Below are 17,508 nucleotides of genomic sequence, written 5' to 3'. Positions count from 1 at the left end.
CGCGTGGGCGCCCCCTCCGTGGCGGCGGGATCCGTTCTCCCGATCGGCCCGGTCCCGGGGCTCGTCGGTTCGGGAGGGCCCGCCTCCGATGACCGGTCGGCGCGGTCCTAGCCGACGTGGTTGGAGATGCACTGGTTGAGCAGGTCCAGGTCCAGGTTGATCAGACCGAGAAAGCCCTGCTCCTGCACGCACGCCTGGTAGACGTCGGTGTCGTTCTCGCCCGCGGAGGCGGTCCCGAACCCCATGCCGAGCAGGCCGGCGGTGAACAGGGCGGTCATCATCATCTTGGCGGTGGTGCGCATGGCTTTCCCTTCGAGTGCGAGTGATCGTGCCGTTTGGCCGACCCACCAGGACAGATAACCATTTGTGTCCATTCGGAAACACGGAGTAGCGAAACTCCTGTGCGAGTCTTCCCGGACGGGCCGTCCCGACGGGCGCGTCACGGACACGGCGGCCGCGGGCCCGCCCGCCTACCGCTCCTCGGGGCCCTCCCGGGTCGGCCGGGCGGACGCGCCGTCGGACTCGGGGCCGTCCCCGCGGTCGCGGGCCGAGGTGCGGGTGGAACCGGCGCTGGCCACGATCACGCAGGCCACCGCGAACCACTGCCACACGGTCAGGAGCTCACCCAGCACCACCAGGCCCACCAGCGCCGCGGCGGCGGGCTGGAGGCTCATCAGCACCCCGAACACGCGCGGCGGCATCCGGCGCAGCGCGGTCAGCTCCAGCGTGTAGGGCACCACCGAGGACAGCACGCCGACCACCAGGCCGAACAGCAGCAGGCGCCAGTCCAGCAGGGCCGCGCCCCCCTCGTACACCCCGATCGGCGCCATGACGACCACGCCGACCACGCTGGCGATCGCCAGGCCGGAGGTCCCGCTGAACCGCTGGCCCGTCGACGCGCTGAGCAGGATGTAGCCCGCCCAGGCCACCGCCGCCAGCACGGCGAACAGGATGCCCAGCGGGTCCATCGAGCCCGACTCCAGTCCCAGCGCGACCACGCCCAGCCCGGCCAGGCCCGCCCACACCAGGTCGATCCGGCGCCGCGACCCCAGGATCGCGATGGCCAGCGGCCCCAGGTACTCGATGGTGACCGCGATCCCCAGCGGGATGCGCGCGAAGGCCTGGTAGATGAGGAAGTTCATCATCGCCAGCGCGACGCCGTAGCCGACCACCACCAGCCAGTCGCCTCGCGAGCGCGCCCTGAGCACCGGCCGCGCCACCAGGACCAGGAGCACTGCCGAGGTCAGCAGCCGCAGCCACACGACCGCGGCCGGGGGCAGCACGTCGAAGAGGTTCTTGGCCACCCCGGCGCCCGTCTGCACCGAGACGATGCCGACCATCACCAGCCAGACCGGGGGCACCGCCTCCACCGCTCGGAACAGGGAGAACGCTGCCTGGGGCCGGGTCGGAGTGCTCATGGCAAGTCATCCTACGTTTTCGGGGGTCCTCTCCGGCTCCCCGCCGTCCCCGGTCCGCGCCCGGCTCCGGTCCGCCCGGTCCGGGCCCCTCGCGGGCCGGGCGGGCCCGGCCCGGTCCGCTCCCGGGGGCCGGGCCACGACCGCGGCCAGCAGCAGTCCCCAGGCCGCCGTGGCCACCGCGGGCTGCGCCAGCGTCATGACCAGCCCGTGCACCGTCTGGTCCGCCCGGCCGGTCAGGAGCTGCACCCCGATCCACAGGAACGGCAGCGCCGCCGCGAGCAGGTTCACCAGCAGCGCGCCCCACACCAGTCCGGGCCGGGCGGGCCGCCGCCACAGCATCAGGGCGCCGCCCGCGGCGAGCAGGAACAACGGCGGGCCGAGGTAGCGGACCGCGATGAACCAGGGGACTCCGATCGCTTCCATGCCCGGACCCTATCGAGTCCCCATCGCCGACGGGCGAACGTGCACCAAACCGGCAAAGTGGTGTGAAATGGTCCGGGCCGTGGATCGACGCGGCCCCCGCCCGCACCCCGCTGGAGTGTCCTCGATGTCCCGACGCCGTGCCCGTTCCCCCCGCGCCCACGAAGGGTACGTCCCCCGCTGGCCGCTCCTGGCCGGAGCCCTGGCCCTGCTGTTGGTGGCCCTCGTCGGCGGCTACACCGGGGGCCTGCTCGTGTCCGGAGGCGATCGGCCCGAGGAGCCGGAGATGACCACGGCCTCGGGCATCCTGGTCCAGCCGCCCGGAGCCCCCGAGGTCGAGGAGCCCACCGAGGAGCCGTCGGAGGAGGAGGTCGTCCACCCCGCGGGCCTGGACCCCGCGCTCGTCTACGCGGTCCAGAGCGTCCACGGCGGCCGCGTCATGGACGTCGCGGGCACGTCCACCGCCAACGGCGCGCCCGTCCACCTGTGGGACCGACACGACCAGACCAACCAGCAGTGGCGCTTCATCCCCGTGGACGGGGGCTTCTACGAGATCGAGGGCGTGGGCAGCGGCAAGCTCCTGGAGATCCCCGCCGACCCGGCCGCGCAGCCCGGCGCGGCACTGCTCACCCGCACCGGCTCGCCCAACCAGCACTGGTCGCTCATCGAGGTGGGGCCGGGTGTGGTCCGCCTGGTCAACCGGGCTACCGGCCAGGCACTGGAGGCGCAGGGCGGCGCCCCCGACAACGGCACCAGGGTCGCCCAGGCGCCCGACGGCGGCCACGCCCACCAGCAGTGGCGCCTGCTGCCCCTGGGCTGACCCCGCCCGGGGTCACTCCCAGCGGAAGAGGCGGCTGGCCAGGACGCCGCAGACCAGCGCCCACACGGCCAGCACCGCGAACGCGCCCGGGCCCGGCAGGGAGCCGTCGGCCAGGACCGTGCGCAGTCCCGAGCTGAGCGCGGTGATCGGCAGGGCCGACGCCGCCTGCTCCAGCGGTCCGGGGAAGCTGCTGACCGGGAAGAGCACCCCGCCCAGGCCCAGCAGCAGCACGTACACCAGGTTGGCCCCGGCCAGGGTCGCCTCGGCCCGCAGCGTGCCCGCCATCAGCAGGGCCAGTGAGCTGAACGCGGCGGTGGCCAGCAGCACCAGCGCCACGGCCGCCAGCACGCCCGCCGGGCTCACCGCGGGCGACCAGCCCAGCGCCAGCGCCACCGCGCACAGCACCACCGTCTGGATCGCCTGCACGCCCAGCACGGCCAGGGTCTTGGCGGCCAGCAGGCCGAAGCGCGACAGCGGGGTCGCCCCCAGCCGCTTGAGCACCCCGTAGCGGCGTTCGAAGCCGGTGCCGATGGCCAGGCCCGTGAACGACGTGGACATCACCGCCAGCGCCAGCACGCCGGGCGTGAGCGCGTCCACCCGAGCCCCCTCGCCCACGTCCAGCACCGAGGTGAGGCTGAAGCCCACCAGCAGCAGCACGGGGATCACCATGGTGAGCAGGAACTGCTCGCCGTGGCGCAGCATGACCCGCAGCTCCATCCCGGCCTGCGCGGCGACCATCCGCCACATCGGCGCGGCCCCGGGCGCGGGGGTGAACAGCGAGGCGTCGTCGCCTCGGGGAGCGGGCGCGTCGGCGGTCGCCCGTGCGGAGGCGGTGGAGGTGTGCTCGTGCATCAGTCGCGCAGTTCCCTGCCGGTGAGTTCGAGGAAGACGTCTTCGAGGGTACGCCGTCGCACGCGCAGGTCCTCGGCCAGGACTCCGGCCGAGGCGCACCAGGCGGTGACCGTGGCCAGGAACTCCGGTCCCGGCGCGCCCGCGCCGCCGGGGAAGACCGCGTACTCGCGGCGGCCGTCGGCCGGGCCCTGGGCCTCCACCCGGCTGCCCTCGGGCAGGGCGGCCTCCAGCAGGGCGGTGTCCACCGGGGCCTCGGCGGAGAAGCAGACCTCCCTGCGCTCCCCGGTCAGCTCGGCCGGGGTGCCCTCGGCGACCACGGCGCCGCGGTCGATGATGACCACGTGGTCGGCCAGCCGCTCGGCCTCCTCCATGTAGTGCGTGGTCAGGATCACCGCCACGCCCGCCTCGCGCAGGGCAGCCACCAGGTCCCAGGTGGCCATGCGCGCCTGCGGGTCCAGGCCCGCGGTCGGCTCGTCCAGGAAGACCAGTTCGGGGCGGCCGACCACGGCGCAGGCCAGGGACAGGCGCTGCTGCTGGCCGCCGGACAGGCGGCGGAAGGGCGTGGCGGCCACCGAGGTCAGGCCCAGCCGCTCCAGCAGCAGGCGGGGCTCGATCGGCCGGGCGTGGAAGGAGGCCATCAGCCGCAGCCACTCGGCGGCGCGGGCGCCGGTGGGCACGCCCCCGGACTGGGGCATCACCCCGACGCGGGGTTTGAGGGCACCGGAGTCGGCCACGGGGTCCAGGCCCAGCACCCGCACCCGCCCGCCGTCGGCGCGGCGGAAGCCCTCGCAGATCTCGATGGTGCTCGTCTTGCCCGCTCCGTTGGGACCGAGCAGAGCCGTCACCGCGCCCCGGCGCGCGCTGAAGGTGAGGCCGGTGACTGCGGTGGTGGCGCCGTAGCGCTTGACCAGGTCGACGACCTCGACCGCGGCTGTGTCCATGGGCCCTGAGTCTACGTGCGGCCCGGCGGAGGGCTTCACCGCCCCGGCCGGGGCGCCCGGGACCCGGCGGCGCGCCGAACACCCCTGTCCGCATCCCGATACGGCTGTCTCGGAATATGGTCGTCGGGAAGGAACGCGGGCCCGTCCTTGTTCGTGTCCGGGAGGTTGCCGGTGCGTGAATCCCCTGTAAGGCAAGCCTGTCCTTGGTGACCAAGTCCATGAGGTCGGGTTTGCCTCGGCGGACTTATTTACGCCACACTGATGTTGTCAAAACCAGAGGGCCGCGTCAGAGAGGGAGGGGGAGACTGTGTCCGAGGCGTCCAGTGTGACCCGTCCCCTGGCCGGAACGGAGCGCGGGGCCGAGACCGGCACCCGCGCACGGGTCGCGCGGCTCATCCTGGAGAAGGGCCCGATCACCGCCTCCGCCCTGGGAGAGCGGCTCGGGCTCACCCCGGCGGCCATCCGCCGCCACCTCGACAACCTGACCAGCGAGGGCATGGTCGAGGCCCGCGACGCCCGGCCCCACGGCGGACGACGCCGCCGGGGCCGCCCGGCGCGCGTCTTCGCCATCACCGAGGCCGGACGCGACGCCTTCGTCCACGCCTACGACGACCTCGCCACCAGCGCGCTCCGCTTCCTGGCCGACACGGCCGGTCCCGGAGCCGTGGGCGAGTTCGCACGCAGTCAGGTCGCCGACCTGGAGCGGCGCTACAAGCCCCTGCTGGACGCGGTTCCCGCGAAGCAACGCGTCCGGCTGCTGGCCGAGGCCCTCTCCAACGACGGCTACGCCGCCACCGCGGGCCAGGCGCCCGCACCCGGCGGCGGCGACCAGTTGTGCCAGCACCACTGCCCCGTCGCGCACGTGGCCGCCGAGTTCCCGCAACTCTGTGAGGCCGAGATCGAGGCCTTCGCGCGGCTGCTGGGCACCCCGGTGCGCAGGCTGGCCACCATCGCCCACGGCGACGGTGTGTGCACCACCCACGTCACCCCCCGGGGCGACGCGGAGAGCGGGGCGGACGGCACCCCCGCTTCCAAGGCCATCCGCCAGGCGGCGGACGGCTCAGTTCACCACAAGGACGTCTGAGTCCAGGAGGAGTCCGCGCATGACGTCTATCGCGCATCCCGAGCTCGAGGGGATCGGAACATACGAGTACGGCTGGGCCGACTCCGACGCGGCCGGGTCCTCGGCCCGCCGCGGTCTCAACGAAGAGGTCGTCCGCGACATCTCCGCCAAGAAGGACGAGCCGGAGTGGATGACCAAGCTCCGCCTCAAGTCCCTGCGGCTCTTCGACAAGAAGCCCATGCCCAACTGGGGCGCGGACCTGTCCAAGATCGACTTCGACAACATCAAGTACTTCGTGCGGTCCACGGAGAAGCAGGCCACCTCCTGGGAGGACCTGCCCGAGGACATCAAGAACACCTACGACAGGCTGGGCATCCCCGAGGCGGAGAAGCAGCGCCTGGTCGCCGGTGTCGCCGCGCAGTACGAGTCCGAGGTCGTCTACCACCAGATCCGCGAGGACCTGGAGGAGCAGGGTGTCATCTTCCTGGACACCGACACCGCCCTCAAGGAGCACCCGGAGATCTTCGAGGAGTACTTCGGCTCCGTGATCCCGGCCGGCGACAACAAGTTCGCCGCGCTCAACACCGCCGTGTGGAGCGGCGGGTCGTTCATCTACGTGCCCAAGAACGTGCACGTGGAGATCCCGCTCCAGGCCTACTTCCGGATCAACACCGAGAACATGGGCCAGTTCGAGCGGACCCTGATCATCGTCGACGAGGGCGCCTACGTCCACTACGTCGAGGGCTGCACCGCGCCGATCTACAAGTCGGACTCGCTGCACTCCGCGGTCGTCGAGATCATCGTCAAGAAGAACGCCCGCTGCCGTTACACGACCATCCAGAACTGGTCCAACAACGTCTTCAACCTGGTCACCAAGCGCGCCGTGGCCGAAGAGGGCGCGACCATGGAGTGGATCGACGGCAACATCGGCTCCCAGGTCACCATGAAGTACCCGGCCGTCTACCTGATGGGCGAGCACGCCAAGGGCGAGACCCTGTCCATCGCCTTCGCGGGCGAGGGCCAGCACCAGGACACCGGGTCCAAGATGGTGCACTGCGCGCCCAACACCTCCTCCACCATCATCTCCAAGTCGGTGGCACGCGGCGGGGGCCGCGCCTCCTACCGGGGACTGGTGCAGGTGCAGGAGGGCGCCGACCACGCCAAGTCCTCGGTCAAGTGCGACGCGCTGCTGATCGACACCATCAGCCGTTCGGACACCTACCCCTACAACGACCTGCGCGAGGACGACGCCGAGCTCGCGCACGAGGCGACCGTCTCCAAGGTCAGTGAGGACCAGCTCTTCTACCTGATGAGCCGGGGCATGGACGAGGACGAGGCCATGGCCATGATCGTGCGCGGGTTCGTCGAGCCCATCGCGCGCGAGCTGCCCATGGAGTACGCGCTGGAACTGAACCGGCTGATCGAGCTTCAGATGGAAGGAGCGGTTGGTTAAGTTGACCAGCCCGAGCACCGAACCCAAGGCCCACAGCCACGGCCTGGGGGAGATCCCGTTCTCCAAGTTGGCCACCCACGGGTCCTTCGACGTGAACGACTTCCCCGTCCCTGGCGGCCGCGAGGAGGAGTGGCGCTTCACTCCGATCCGCCGCCTCAAGGGCCTGCACGACGGCAGCGCCGTCGCCGACGGCACCGACAAGCTCGACGTGGACGCCCCTGAGGGCGCCACCGTCGAGACGGTCGGCCGCGGCGACGCGCGGCTCGGCACCGCCGGGTTCCCCGCCGACCGCGTCACCGCCCAGGCCTACACCTCCTTCGAGGAGGCCACGGTCATCACGGTCGCGCAGGGCGCGGCCCTGGAGCGGCCGATCACCGTCAACCGCCAGGCCCAGGGCGGCACGCGCTACGACCAGTTCGTCCTGGACGTCAAGCCGCTGGCCGAGGCGGTCGTGGTCCTCAACCAGACCGGCACGGGCGTGCGCGCGGGCAGCGTGGACATCCACGTCGGCGAGGGCGCGCGCCTGACGCTGATCAGCGTCCAGGACTGGGACGGCGACGCCGTCGACGTCTCGCAGCACAACGCCCAGGTGGCCAAGGACGCCACGTTCAAGTCGATCGTGGTCACCCTGGGCGGCGACCTGGTCCGGCTCTCCCCGAAGGTGGCCTACAAGGGGCGCGGCGCCAACGCCGAGCTCCACGGGCTCTACTTCACCGGCGACGGCCAGCACCACGAGCACCGCTCGCTCATCGACCACAACATGTCCAACACCCGCTCGCGGGTGGAGTACAAGGGCGCGCTGAGCGGCAAGGACGCCCACGGTGTGTGGATCGGCGACGTGATCATCGGTGAGGGCACCACCGGCACCGACTCCTACGAGCACAACCGCAACCTCCAGCTCACCGACGACACCCGCGTGGACTCGGTGCCCAACCTGGAGATCTTCACCGGTGAGGTGGAGGGCGCCGGGCACGCCGCCGCCAGCGGCCGCCTCGACGACATCCACCTGTTCTACCTGCGCTCCCGGGGCATCCCGGAGGACGAGGCCCGGCGCCTGGTCATCCGCGGCTACTTCCTGGAGCTCATCAACCGGATCCCGGTCGAGGAGCTGCGTGAGGAGATCATGGCCAAGGTCGAGCGCAAGCTGGCCGCCCATGAGTGAGGCCGGACGCTGGGTGAAGGTCGCCGAGCTCTCCGAGATCCCCGAGGAGGGGGCCCTCGGGGTCGAGACCGACGACGAGACACCCATCGCCCTGGTCCGCAGCGAGGGCGAGGTGTACGCCGTGCGGGACGTGTGCTCGCACGCCGAGGTCCGCCTGTCCGAGGGCGAGGTCGAGGACGGCACCATCGAGTGCTGGCTGCACGGCTCCTGCTTCGACCTGCGCTCGGGGGCGCCGATCAACCCGCCCGCGACCCAGGCGGTCCCCACCTACGACGTGAAGATCGACGGCGAAGACGTGCTCGTCTCGCTGGATGAGAAGAATTCCTGAGGCCTGAAATGACCAAGTTCGAAATCCGCGGCCTGCGCGCCGACGTCCTCATCGGCGAGGACGAGCGGCAGGAGATCCTCAAGGGCGTTGACCTGACCGTCAACTCCGGTGAGACCCACGCCATCATGGGCCCCAACGGCTCGGGCAAGTCCACCCTCGCCTACGCGATCGCGGGCCACCCGCGCTACGAGATCACCGAGGGCGAGGTCCTCGTCGACGGCGAGAACATCCTGGAGATGAGCGTCGACGAGCGCGCCCGCGCCGGCGTGTTCCTGGCCATGCAGTACCCGGTCGAGGTCCCGGGCGTGTCCATGTCCAACTTCCTGCGCAGCTCCGTCACCGCGGTGCGCGGCGAGGCCCCCAAGCTCCGCCAGTTCTCCAAGGAGCTCCAGGGAGCGATGAAGGACCTGTCCATCGACCCGGCCTTCGCCGCCCGCGGCGTCAACGAGGGTTTCTCCGGCGGTGAGAAGAAGCGCCACGAGATCCTCCAGCTGGAGCTGCTCAAGCCCAAGGTCGCCATCCTGGACGAGACCGACTCCGGCCTGGACGTCGACGCGCTCAAGGTCGTCTCCGAGGGCGTCAACCGCGCCAAGGCCAGCGGTGAGATGGGCGTCATGCTCATCACGCACTACACCCGGATCCTCAACTACGTGAAGCCCGACTTCGTGCACGTGTTCGCGAGCGGCCGCGTCGCCGAGTCCGGCGGCCCGGAGCTGGCCGACGTGCTGGAGGCCGAGGGATACGAGCGTTTCGTGAAGGCGGGCGCGTAACCCATGACCACAGTCCGCGAGTTCGGTCGGGCCGGGGCGGCCCCGCTCGACGTCGCGGCGATCCGGGAGGACTTCCCGATCCTCTCCCGGACCGTCCGCGACGGGCGGCCGCTGGTGTACCTCGACTCCGGGGCCACCTCGCAGAAGCCCCGTCAGGTGCTCGACGCCGAACGTGAGTTCTACGAACGCCACAACGCGGCGGTGCACCGTGGCGCGCACCAGCTCGCGGAGGAGGCGACCGACGCCTACGAGGCGGCCCGGGAGACCATCGCCCGGTTCATCGGGGCCGACGCCGGGGAGGTGGTGTTCACCAAGAACGCCACCGAGGGCGTCAACCTGGTGGCCTACGCGCTGAGCAACTCCGCGACCGCCGACGAGGAGCTGCGCCGCTTCCAGGTGGGGCCCGGCGACGAGGTCGTGGTGACCGAGATGGAGCACCACGCCAACCTGGTGCCCTGGCAGCAGCTGTGCCAGCGCACCGGGGCGACCCTGCGCTGGTTCCCGGTGACCGACGAGGGGCGCCTGGACCTGTCGGGGATCGCCGACCTGGTCAACGAGCGCACCAAGGTGGTGGCGTTCAGCCACCAGTCCAACGTGCTGGGCACCGTCAACCCGGTCAGGGAGATCGTCGCCCGGGCCCGCGAGGTCGGCGCGCTGACCGTGCTGGACGCCTGCCAGTCGGTCCCGCACATGCCGGTCGACGTGGCCGCGCTGGGCGTGGACTTCCTGGTCTTCTCCGGCCACAAGATGCTCGGTCCCAACGGGATCGGGGTGCTGTGGGGGCGCCGGGAGCTGCTGGAGGCCATCCCGCCGTTCATCACCGGCGGCTCCATGATCGGCGTGGTCCACATGGAGTACTCCACCTGGGCCGACCCGCCCCAGCGCTTCGAGGCCGGTGTGCCGATGGCCCCGCAGGCCGTCGGCCTGGCCGCGGCCTGCGACTACCTGTCCCGCGTGGGCATGGACCGGGTCGCCGGGCACGAGCACGCGCTCACCGAGTACGCGCTGGAGCGGATCGGGGCCCTGGAGGGCGTGCGGATCGTCGGCCCCACCGAGGCGGTGGACCGCGGCGGCGCCGTGTCCTTCGCCGTGGACGACATCCACCCGCACGACGTGGGCCAGGTCCTGGACGACCGGGGCGTGGAGGTCCGGGTGGGCCACCACTGCGCCTGGCCGCTGCACCGCAGGCTGGGCGTCGTCGCGACTACGCGCGCGTCCTTCTACCTGTACAACACGCAGGAGGATGTGGACGCGCTCGTGGAGGCCATCAGGGCCGCGCAGAAGTTCTTCGGAACCCGGCCCTAGAGCGAGGAACAGCCTGACCATGCAGTTGGACGCGATGTACCAGGAGATCATCCTGGACCACTACCGCAACCCGCACCACAAGGGCCTGCGCGATCCGCACAACGCGGAGGCGCACCACATCAACCCCACCTGCGGGGACGAGGTGACGCTCCGGGTGGCGCTGACCCCCGCCGAGGGCTCCGGCGGCCTCGACCGCGAGGCCGTCGTCAGCGACGTCTCCTACGAGGGGATGGGCTGCTCGATCAGCCAGGCCAGCACCTCGGTGCTGACCGACCTGCTCATCGGCCGCACCGTCGCCGAGGGCATGACCACCCTGGACGCCTTCACCGAGCTGATGCAGTCCAAGGGCAAGGGCGAGCCCGACGAGGACGTGCTGGAGGACGCCGTGGCGTTCGTCGGCGTGTCCAAGTACCCCGCGCGGATCAAGTGCGCCCTGTTGGGGTGGATGGCCTGGAAGGACGCCGTGTCGCAGTCCCTGGAGAAGGAAGCCGTCTGATGAGCGAGAACGAGACGACAACGACCGAGGCCGTCGAGGGCGCCCCCCTCTCCCCGGAGGCGGAGGCGCTGGTCGAGGAGATCAGCGAGGCGCTCAAGGACGTGATCGACCCCGAGCTGGGCGTGAACGTCGTCGACCTGGGCCTGCTGTACGGGGTGAACGCCGACGACAGCACCATCACGCTGGACATGACCCTGACCAGCGCGGCGTGCCCCCTGACCGACGTGATCGAGGACCAGGCCACCAGCGCCCTGGACGAGTTCGAGCGCGACGTCAAGATCAACTGGGTCTGGATGCCGCCGTGGGGTCCGGACAAGATCACCGACGACGGGCGCGACCAGCTGCGCATGCTGGGCTTCAACGTCTGACACGCGCCGCACGCGCGAAACGGGCCGGTACCCCTCGGGGACCGGCCCGTTCGCGTGTGCGGGGCCGCCGCCGCGCGGCTCCGGGCGCCCGTCCGGCGCCGCGGCGGCCCGTGGCGGTCCGCGTCGCGGGGACGGGAGCGGCCCCCGCGCGGTCGTGCGCGGGGGCCGTGGGATCCTCAGGGCCTTCGGGCGCGGGCGCCCGGGGCCGTCAGTAGACGAGGGGGTTGAACTGGGGAGCGGCGAAGCTTCCGCCGGCGTGGAAGTCGACGCTGCGGCCGGCGGGGATCCGGTACTGGGTGGTGGTCTTGGACGGGGAGTTGGCCCAGGTGCCCCGGATCGTCACGGAGTAGGAGGTGCGGGAGGCGTTGAGACCGGTGCTGGTGCACTGGCCGGGGTTGACCACGAAGGTGGTGAAGCTGCCGAAGTCGGCGTAGGCCGTGTAGTCGGAGGACACGTTGCACAGGCGGAAGGTGCCCGCGGCCGCGGCGGGGGTGGCGGTGCCCACCGCGAGGCCGAGGGAGAGCAGGAGGCCCAGGGCCAGGGTGAGGGCGAGCGACTTGCCTCGTGAGAACGCGGCGGACATGGAACTCCTCAGTGTGGTCGTGCATCAGGGGGTGGGACCGCGCCCGGAAGGGGGCGGTGAGTAGTCAACCACACGCGCACGGCCACTTCTAGGGTTTGTGTGTTTTTGTTTCTGCCTTTGTGTGTGTTCATGCGGACTTCGTGTGTCTTCAGCGGGTCGTAACGCCCCGTTCGTCTGCGTTGGCCCCACCACTCGGCGGTCCTGGCACACCACGAGCGCCCGCCGCCGGGAGGGCTGCGGGCGCTCGTGGCGAGTCGTGCCTAGTGCGCGGCGAACATGCCCGCGCGCAGCTCCGCGGCGATGTCGTTGTCACCGCGCAGGGACAGCAGGTCCACCAGCGACTGGGGGTCGGCGAACGCCTCGTCGTCGCTGTCGGTGATCCGGCGGGAGAGGATCTTCAGGGCGTCCTCGGTGGAGGCGGGCGCGGTGTAGCCGCTCAGGTGCAGCGCCCGGGCCGTGGGGGAGTGGCCGCTCAGGTCGGTGGCGGGCAGCTTGCGCGCGTCCAGCCGGTCCCCGGCCACGGTGATGAACACGCGGTCGCCGGGCTGGGCGGCCTGGCGGCGCAGCAGGGGGCGCAGGGAGTCGAACGCCGGCTGGTCGCGCCAGACCAGCACCAGCAGGTCCGCGCCCGGGGCGGTCAGGCACAGCAGACGCCCGGGCTGGAGGCCCAGGTGGGTGGCGTACCCCGTGGGCACGGCCACGGGCGCGCCGTTGAGGTGGTCGGCGGTGATGTCGATGCGGTGCCACCAGCGCCCGTCGGGGGCGCGGAAGCAGCGGGCCGCCATGGCCGGGTCGCTCGCACCGGGCCGCGAGGGCGGTGCGGGCGGCGCGACCGGGGCCGTGGACGGCAGGCCGTGGGCCTGTCCGGGAGCCGGGCCCAGCGGCACGACGCGGTGCGGGTCCAGGGCGGCGGCGCCGAAGACCGCGGGAACCTGCTCGGGGCCGGGTCCGGGCTGGTGGGAGGGGGCGGGCTCGGCCGGGGCCGCGGACGGCTGCGCGTCCATGCGCCGCCGTATGGGCAGCCCGTTCTCGGTGGTGGCCCCCGAGTCCTCCGGGGCGGTGTGGCCCGGGTGGTTGGCGGGCATCTCCATGGGCACCGACGGGTCGGTGAACACGTGCCCGTCCCGCAGGCTCACCCCCGGGGTGCTCAACAGCCAGGCGCGCAGCTCCTGCTGGCGGATGCCGATCCGGCTGAGCCTGATCCCGGCCTCGGTCATGCTGGGGGCGTCGTCCAGCAGCTCGCGGGTCTGCCAGCGCAGCCGGTTGGGGTCGTCGGCGATCAGCCAGCCGTTGTGCATGCGCCGGTCGGTGAACAGGGTGATGATCACCCGCCACAGCGGCGTGTTGAGGGTGGGCACGTCCACCGGGTGGTCGGGGTGGGCGTTGATCAGGCGGTCGATGGTGGTCGCCGCGCCCAGCTGCTCGGACAGCTCGCGCAGGTGCTTGGTGATCGCGGCGCCCTCGGGCGCGTTGAGCCAGCGCAGCAGGCGCTCCTCCACCTTGCGCTGGGCGGAGCGGATCTCGGTGACGTCCACCGCGATCTGCTCCGAGAGCACGCGGATGCTGATGGGGTCGGTGGCGAACAGGCGCTCGGCGGCTACCGTGCGCTCCAGTTCGGGCCAGGAGCGGAACATCTCCTCGACCAGGTCCACCAGGGGGTGCTGGCCCAGCGCCGGGGCAGGGGGGCGCTCCTCGGTGTGGTCGGGCCGCATGGCCTTGGGCGGGCCGAAGCTGGGGCGGCGCAGGGTGCGCCCGGGGCCCAGCAGGGAGCTGCGGAACTGCGAGCGCAGGTCGCCCGCGCCTTCGCTGCGGGCGCCGTCACCGCCCACGGCCTCGGTGCGCAGGGCGGAGCCGGGGATCATCGCGGCCGAGCTGACCATGGCCGTGGCCGCCTGCTCCCGGACCGCGACGCCGGAGGGCTCGGCCTCCTCGCCGCGCTGGGCGCGCAGGGCCCGCAGGGTGCGGATCGCGCGCGTGGCCGGGGTCTGCGGCGGGGCCGCGTGCCCGGGGCTCTCGGTCCCCATCCCGGAGCCCGTGGCCGCGGTGAGGTACTCCAGCGCGCTGTGCACGTGCTCGGGCGCGGAGTCGGGCAGCCAGTGGGCGATGGTGCGCACGGCCTCCATCATCAGGGCGGGGGAGGGGATGGGGCCCCCGGGAAGCTCGCAGCAGGGCTGTAGCGCGCGCCAGGCCACCGTGCTCAGGATGTCCATGGGGTCGCAGTCGGCGAGTTCCCACGTGCCGATCTCCTGCGGACTCGTGGAGATGAGGCGTTCCCAGTCCCCGGCGGTGGCCACGACCGCGCCGCGCACGGGCTCGGAGAGGTCGGAGCAGTCCACCAGCTGGGTGCGCAGGCTCGGCAGGAACTCGGCCAGCGGCAGGTGCGACCACTGCTCCAGCGCCAGGCGGGCGATGCCGTGCGCGAGCCAGGGCGGTCCCGCGATGTCCAGGACGCGTGCGACGGGCAGCGAGTGCCACCAGCCGTCGATCAGACGGTCGTGGTGGAGCAGGGGAGCCACGTCCGGCGACCTCGACCACCGCAGTGCGGGTGCGAGGTCGACGAGGCAGATCGGAGAGACGGCGTTCATCCGCTGGGGACCTCGACCTCCTGGTGTCTGCACGTGAATTGGGGAGGAACCGCACGGGCCTTCGGTTCGATGCACCACAGTACGCGCCCCTCACCCGCGGGGAGGCCGGACGGGAGACCGGTCCGTGCGCCACGGGCGGGCACGGCCAGCCGGGGGACAGGGGTGCCGTGAGCACTTCCCCGAGATCGTACGTCCCCTGACGCCACATGGGTACCCCCGGGCGTGCCAGGTCCGCCGCGACCGGACCGTGACTGCCTTGTGTGATGACCGTGACGAGGGCGTTCCGGCCCCCGGGCCTGCGCGAACATGTGAGCTACCTCATAGCCGGTCGCGGGTTCTTCCCGGACCAGCCGGTCGTTGGTATTCACGGCGCCTTCACATGGGCGTCCCCCGCGCGCAACGGGCGCGCACGACCGGCCCGGGAAGTATGGAGGCTGGCGGGGTGTGCCGACACACTCCGTCCCAGGCACTCCGTCGTCGGCCGCGGGTATGCTGGAAGGGCACTTTCCTTCGCCCGGGCGACCTTTCCGGCCGGACGGCCGCGCCCGGTGGCCGACAGGGGTCGACGGTGTTCGGACACGGGTGGTGGCCGGACCGCGGCCCGACACCACGATCGCCGTACCCGCGCACCCTCGGCGCGCGCAGGCGTGGGACGGTCGAGCCGGATGATTGGTTGACGTGACAGACCTTGAGACGAATCCCCCAGCGGCCGCTCGCCTCCACAGACCGGATCCCATCCGGTCCTACGTGGCGATCGGCGACAGCATCACCGAGGGGATGGAAGACGACAGCGGCCCCGACGGAGAGTACCGGGGCTTCGCCGACCGACTGGCGGAGCACCTGGCCACGGTGACCCCCGACTTCCGCTACGCCAACCTGGGCGTGCGCGGACGCCGGATGCGCCACATCTTCGGCGAGCAGCTCGACCAGACGCTGGCCTGGAAGCCCGACCTGGTCACCGTCCTGGCCGGGGGCAACGACGTCCTGCGTCCGGGAGGGGACCTCGACCGGCTCGCCGAGCACTTCGAGTGGGGCATCCGCCAGCTGCGCGACGCCGGCATCCGCGTGGTGATCCTGTCCGGCCACGACACCGGGTGGATCCCGGTCCTGCGCTACTACCGCGGCCGCATCGCCGTGTTCAGCATGCACATGCGCGCCGTCGCCGAGCGCACCGGCACCGAGATCGTCGACCTGTGGGCGCTCAACGCTCTGACCGACTCCCGCGCCTGGAGCGAGGACCGCCTGCACCTCAACGGCGCGGGCCACCAGATCGTCGCCGCGCGCGTGGCCGACCTGCTCGGCTTCCCCATGGGCCCGCCCGAGTCCTGGACCGACCCGTGGACCACCCCGCCCCGGCAGCTGCCCCGCATCCTGCGCCGCCGCGAGAACCGCCGCTGGGCCCGCCAGTACCTGGTGCCGTGGCTGCGCCGCCGCGCCATGGGCCGCTCCTCCGGGGACGGCCGCCTGCCCAAGCGCCCCGAGCTGGACTACCTGCACGACGAGGACACCCGGTCCCGGATCGCCAGGAGCATCGAGGAGGGCAAGGCCTGGGAGGGCACCTACAACGGCTTCGACCCCGCCGAGAGCGCGCCCACGAGCAGCCCCTCGGGCACCAAGGGCCCCGACCCCGTGGACTGAGCCGTCCGCCCACGCGCGGCGGCGCCCGTACCGGACCCGGTGCGGGCGCCGTCCGTTCCGGCGCTCAGCTGCGCGACAGGGACTGGATGAGGTCGCTGATGTGCACCACGCCCAGGCACTGGCCGTAGGAGTTGGTGGCGATCAGGTCGTCGTAGACCCGCTCGGTGTCCTGGCCCGCCACCCGCAGCGCCGCCAGCGCCGACATCCACGCCGGAACCGTGCGCGGGGACTCGGCCAGCCGCAGCGCCGGACGCTTGGCGTGCAGGGCGTGCCCGTAGCGGCCCGTCACCGACAGCAGGAACCGCGTCCGGTCCACCACCCCGACCGGGCGGTCCCGGTGGTCGATGAGGATGACGCTGTTCAGCGCCGGGTCCCCGGTGAAGGACTCCAGCACCTGCTCCGCGGTGGCGTCGGAGTCCAGCCCCACGGGCGGCACCATGAACTCGGTGACCCGGGGGCCGGAGTCCTCCTCCCCGCCCTGCCCGGCGCTCGGCTCGGGCACCGGGGTCACCCGCTCGCCGGGCCGCCACGCGCTGTCGGCGAAGAACGGCCCCGTGCCCACGCGTATCCCGCAGCGGCGCAGCCGCACCACGTCCTCGACGCTGCCCACGCCCGAGGCCAGCGCGTACACGCCGCTGCCCCGGCCGATCCGCGCCAAGCCCTCCACCACGGTGGCGTGCCGCTGGTCCCCGGCCACACCGGAGACGATCGCCGGGTCGATCCGCATCAGGAACGGCGCGGCCTCCACCACCAGGTCCGGGCGCACCATCGCCGTCCCGAACCCGCACCGGAAACCCGCCGCGCGCAGCCGGGAGACCCCGGACACCACGGTCCTGCGCGCCAGCTCGGCCATGTCCGGGCTGAGCATGAAGGTGATGTCGCGCGGTCGGCGGCCCGCACGGCGCAACAGGCTCTCCACCAGGGGGGCGAACCCCTCCCCGGCCAGGATCCGCGCGGGCAGCGGCAGGACCATCGGCAGCAGGCTCTCGGACACGGCGGTCTCGCGGACCAGGGCCAGGAGCCACTCGGCCACGGCCGCCTCCTCCTGCGGGGTCACCTCCGCGTAGGAGCCCCGCACGGCGGGCGGCGGTGAGGCGGTGACCTCGACGGCCACGACGGTCCCCGAGTCCAGGTCGACGACGGGCTGGTAGCCGGGAGCGCCCGGGGAGCGGCGGGCGACCGCACCCGGCCCGTCCGGATGCGCCGTGGGAGTGTGTTGGGGATGCAGCGCAGTCACAGTTCTCATGGTGACCCCGAATCGGTCCCACCTGAAGACTTGTCCTCGGCTGTTCCCCTCACCTTCACC

At 72.3% G+C, this 17,508-nt stretch carries 18 protein-coding genes; 10 read left to right on the top strand and 8 right to left on the bottom strand.

The genetic code is table 11. The annotated features are described in order from the left end of the window. Window positions 1-107: 107 nt before the first annotated feature. The 3 genes from EV372_RS01000 to EV372_RS00990 form a co-directional block, all read right to left on the bottom strand. Window positions 108-302, bottom strand: a complete 195-nt coding sequence (locus EV372_RS01000) for a hypothetical protein (protein ID WP_013153987.1) — start codon at window positions 300-302, stop codon at window positions 108-110. 168 nt (window positions 303-470) lie between these two features. Further along, window positions 471-1,418, bottom strand: a complete 948-nt coding sequence (locus EV372_RS00995; protein WP_130394375.1) for an EamA family transporter — start codon at window positions 1,416-1,418, stop codon at window positions 471-473. Window positions 1,419-1,424: 6 nt separating this feature from the next. After that, on the bottom strand, window positions 1,425-1,841 hold the full coding sequence (locus tag EV372_RS00990) for a hypothetical protein (protein ID WP_130394373.1): 417 nt from the start codon (window positions 1,839-1,841) through the stop codon (window positions 1,425-1,427). 124 nt (window positions 1,842-1,965) lie between these two features. Between EV372_RS00990 and EV372_RS00985 the strand changes: the two genes are divergently transcribed. Next, window positions 1,966-2,658, top strand: coding sequence for an RICIN domain-containing protein (locus EV372_RS00985; RefSeq protein ID WP_130394371.1), 693 nt, complete (start codon window positions 1,966-1,968; stop codon window positions 2,656-2,658). A 12-nt stretch (window positions 2,659-2,670) separates the two neighbouring features. Here EV372_RS00985 and EV372_RS00980 read toward each other — a convergent pair whose 3' ends face one another. Next, the gene (locus EV372_RS00980) at window positions 2,671-3,510 is read right to left on the bottom strand and encodes an ABC transporter permease (RefSeq protein WP_130394370.1); all 840 of its coding nucleotides are present in this window, start codon (window positions 3,508-3,510) and stop codon (window positions 2,671-2,673) included. Continuing rightward, window positions 3,510-4,451, bottom strand: coding sequence for an ABC transporter ATP-binding protein (locus tag EV372_RS00975; RefSeq protein ID WP_130394368.1), 942 nt, complete (start codon window positions 4,449-4,451; stop codon window positions 3,510-3,512). The genes EV372_RS00980 and EV372_RS00975 overlap by 1 nt, the downstream gene beginning before the upstream one ends. A 307-nt stretch (window positions 4,452-4,758) precedes the next feature. On the opposite strand from EV372_RS00975, the gene EV372_RS00970 reads away from it, so the two are divergent. Genes EV372_RS00970 through EV372_RS00935 form a run of 8 tightly spaced genes read left to right on the top strand, consistent with a single transcriptional unit; the run spans window position 4,759 to window position 11,396 of the window. After that, on the top strand, window positions 4,759-5,535 hold the full coding sequence (locus tag EV372_RS00970) for a helix-turn-helix transcriptional regulator (protein WP_130394366.1): 777 nt from the start codon (window positions 4,759-4,761) through the stop codon (window positions 5,533-5,535). Window positions 5,536-5,554: 19 nt separating this feature from the next. Beyond that, window positions 5,555-6,967 (top strand): Fe-S cluster assembly protein SufB, encoded by a 1,413-nt coding sequence (sufB, locus tag EV372_RS00965; protein WP_130394364.1) that lies wholly within the window; start codon window positions 5,555-5,557, stop codon window positions 6,965-6,967. A 1-nt stretch (window position 6,968) separates the two neighbouring features. Then, complete coding sequence (gene sufD / locus EV372_RS00960) at window positions 6,969-8,129, top strand: Fe-S cluster assembly protein SufD (RefSeq protein WP_130394362.1); 1,161 nt, start codon at window positions 6,969-6,971, stop codon at window positions 8,127-8,129. Next, window positions 8,122-8,457 (top strand): non-heme iron oxygenase ferredoxin subunit, encoded by a 336-nt coding sequence (locus EV372_RS00955; protein ID WP_013153978.1) that lies wholly within the window; start codon window positions 8,122-8,124, stop codon window positions 8,455-8,457. The genes sufD and EV372_RS00955 overlap by 8 nt, the downstream gene beginning before the upstream one ends. An 8-nt stretch (window positions 8,458-8,465) precedes the next feature. Further along, complete coding sequence (gene sufC, locus EV372_RS00950) at window positions 8,466-9,227, top strand: Fe-S cluster assembly ATPase SufC (RefSeq protein ID WP_130394360.1); 762 nt, start codon at window positions 8,466-8,468, stop codon at window positions 9,225-9,227. A 3-nt stretch (window positions 9,228-9,230) separates the two neighbouring features. Further along, window positions 9,231-10,532, top strand: coding sequence for a cysteine desulfurase (locus EV372_RS00945; RefSeq protein ID WP_130394359.1), 1,302 nt, complete (start codon window positions 9,231-9,233; stop codon window positions 10,530-10,532). Window positions 10,533-10,551: 19 nt separating this feature from the next. Continuing rightward, window positions 10,552-11,028 (top strand): Fe-S cluster assembly sulfur transfer protein SufU, encoded by a 477-nt coding sequence (sufU, locus tag EV372_RS00940; protein ID WP_013153975.1) that lies wholly within the window; start codon window positions 10,552-10,554, stop codon window positions 11,026-11,028. Beyond that, window positions 11,028-11,396 (top strand): metal-sulfur cluster assembly factor, encoded by a 369-nt coding sequence (locus EV372_RS00935; RefSeq protein ID WP_013153974.1) that lies wholly within the window; start codon window positions 11,028-11,030, stop codon window positions 11,394-11,396. Before sufU ends, EV372_RS00935 begins: the two co-directional genes overlap by 1 nt. A gap of 208 nt (window positions 11,397-11,604) precedes the next feature. On the opposite strand, the gene EV372_RS00930 is transcribed toward EV372_RS00935, so the two are convergent. After that, window positions 11,605-11,979 (bottom strand): hypothetical protein, encoded by a 375-nt coding sequence (locus EV372_RS00930; protein WP_130394358.1) that lies wholly within the window; start codon window positions 11,977-11,979, stop codon window positions 11,605-11,607. A 260-nt stretch (window positions 11,980-12,239) separates the two neighbouring features. Then, window positions 12,240-14,564: a hypothetical protein gene (locus tag EV372_RS00925; protein WP_130394357.1), complete on the bottom strand. Its 2,325-nt coding sequence runs from the start codon at window positions 14,562-14,564 to the stop codon at window positions 12,240-12,242. A 747-nt stretch (window positions 14,565-15,311) separates the two neighbouring features. Here EV372_RS00925 and EV372_RS00920 point away from each other — a divergent pair. Continuing rightward, window positions 15,312-16,202: an SGNH/GDSL hydrolase family protein gene (locus EV372_RS00920; protein WP_041552783.1), complete on the top strand. Its 891-nt coding sequence runs from the start codon at window positions 15,312-15,314 to the stop codon at window positions 16,200-16,202. A gap of 64 nt (window positions 16,203-16,266) precedes the next feature. Here EV372_RS00920 and EV372_RS00915 read toward each other — a convergent pair whose 3' ends face one another. Then, a complete protein-coding gene (locus tag EV372_RS00915) occupies window positions 16,267-17,448 on the bottom strand; it encodes an EAL domain-containing protein (protein ID WP_275101070.1) in 1,182 nt (393 codons plus the stop codon). Window positions 17,449-17,508 lie beyond the last annotated feature (60 nt).

The organism is Nocardiopsis sp. CNZ308 (assembly GCF_004217075.1).
Note: the sequence above shows the minus strand (reverse complement) of the source record. Positions and strands in the feature narration are given on the sequence as shown.

Coding starts and splice junctions, on each gene's coding strand:
- sufC (WP_130394360.1), top strand. CDS start 8,466: ATGACCAAGTTCGAAATCCGCGGCCTGCGCGCCGACGTCCTCATCGGC.
- EV372_RS00975 (WP_130394368.1), bottom strand. CDS start 4,451: ATGGACACAGCCGCGGTCGAGGTCGTCGACCTGGTCAAGCGCTACGGC.
- EV372_RS01000 (WP_013153987.1), bottom strand. CDS start 302: ATGCGCACCACCGCCAAGATGATGATGACCGCCCTGTTCACCGCCGGC.
- EV372_RS00930 (WP_130394358.1), bottom strand. CDS start 11,979: ATGTCCGCCGCGTTCTCACGAGGCAAGTCGCTCGCCCTCACCCTGGCC.
- EV372_RS00980 (WP_130394370.1), bottom strand. CDS start 3,510: ATGCACGAGCACACCTCCACCGCCTCCGCACGGGCGACCGCCGACGCG.
- EV372_RS00985 (WP_130394371.1), top strand. CDS start 1,966: ATGTCCCGACGCCGTGCCCGTTCCCCCCGCGCCCACGAAGGGTACGTC.
- EV372_RS00995 (WP_130394375.1), bottom strand. CDS start 1,418: ATGAGCACTCCGACCCGGCCCCAGGCAGCGTTCTCCCTGTTCCGAGCG.
- EV372_RS00925 (WP_130394357.1), bottom strand. CDS start 14,564: ATGAACGCCGTCTCTCCGATCTGCCTCGTCGACCTCGCACCCGCACTG.
- EV372_RS00955 (WP_013153978.1), top strand. CDS start 8,122: ATGAGTGAGGCCGGACGCTGGGTGAAGGTCGCCGAGCTCTCCGAGATC.
- EV372_RS00935 (WP_013153974.1), top strand. CDS start 11,028: ATGAGCGAGAACGAGACGACAACGACCGAGGCCGTCGAGGGCGCCCCC.
- EV372_RS00990 (WP_130394373.1), bottom strand. CDS start 1,841: ATGGAAGCGATCGGAGTCCCCTGGTTCATCGCGGTCCGCTACCTCGGC.
- sufU (WP_013153975.1), top strand. CDS start 10,552: ATGCAGTTGGACGCGATGTACCAGGAGATCATCCTGGACCACTACCGC.
- EV372_RS00915 (WP_275101070.1), bottom strand. CDS start 17,448: ATGAGAACTGTGACTGCGCTGCATCCCCAACACACTCCCACGGCGCAT.
- sufB (WP_130394364.1), top strand. CDS start 5,555: ATGACGTCTATCGCGCATCCCGAGCTCGAGGGGATCGGAACATACGAG.
- EV372_RS00945 (WP_130394359.1), top strand. CDS start 9,231: ATGACCACAGTCCGCGAGTTCGGTCGGGCCGGGGCGGCCCCGCTCGAC.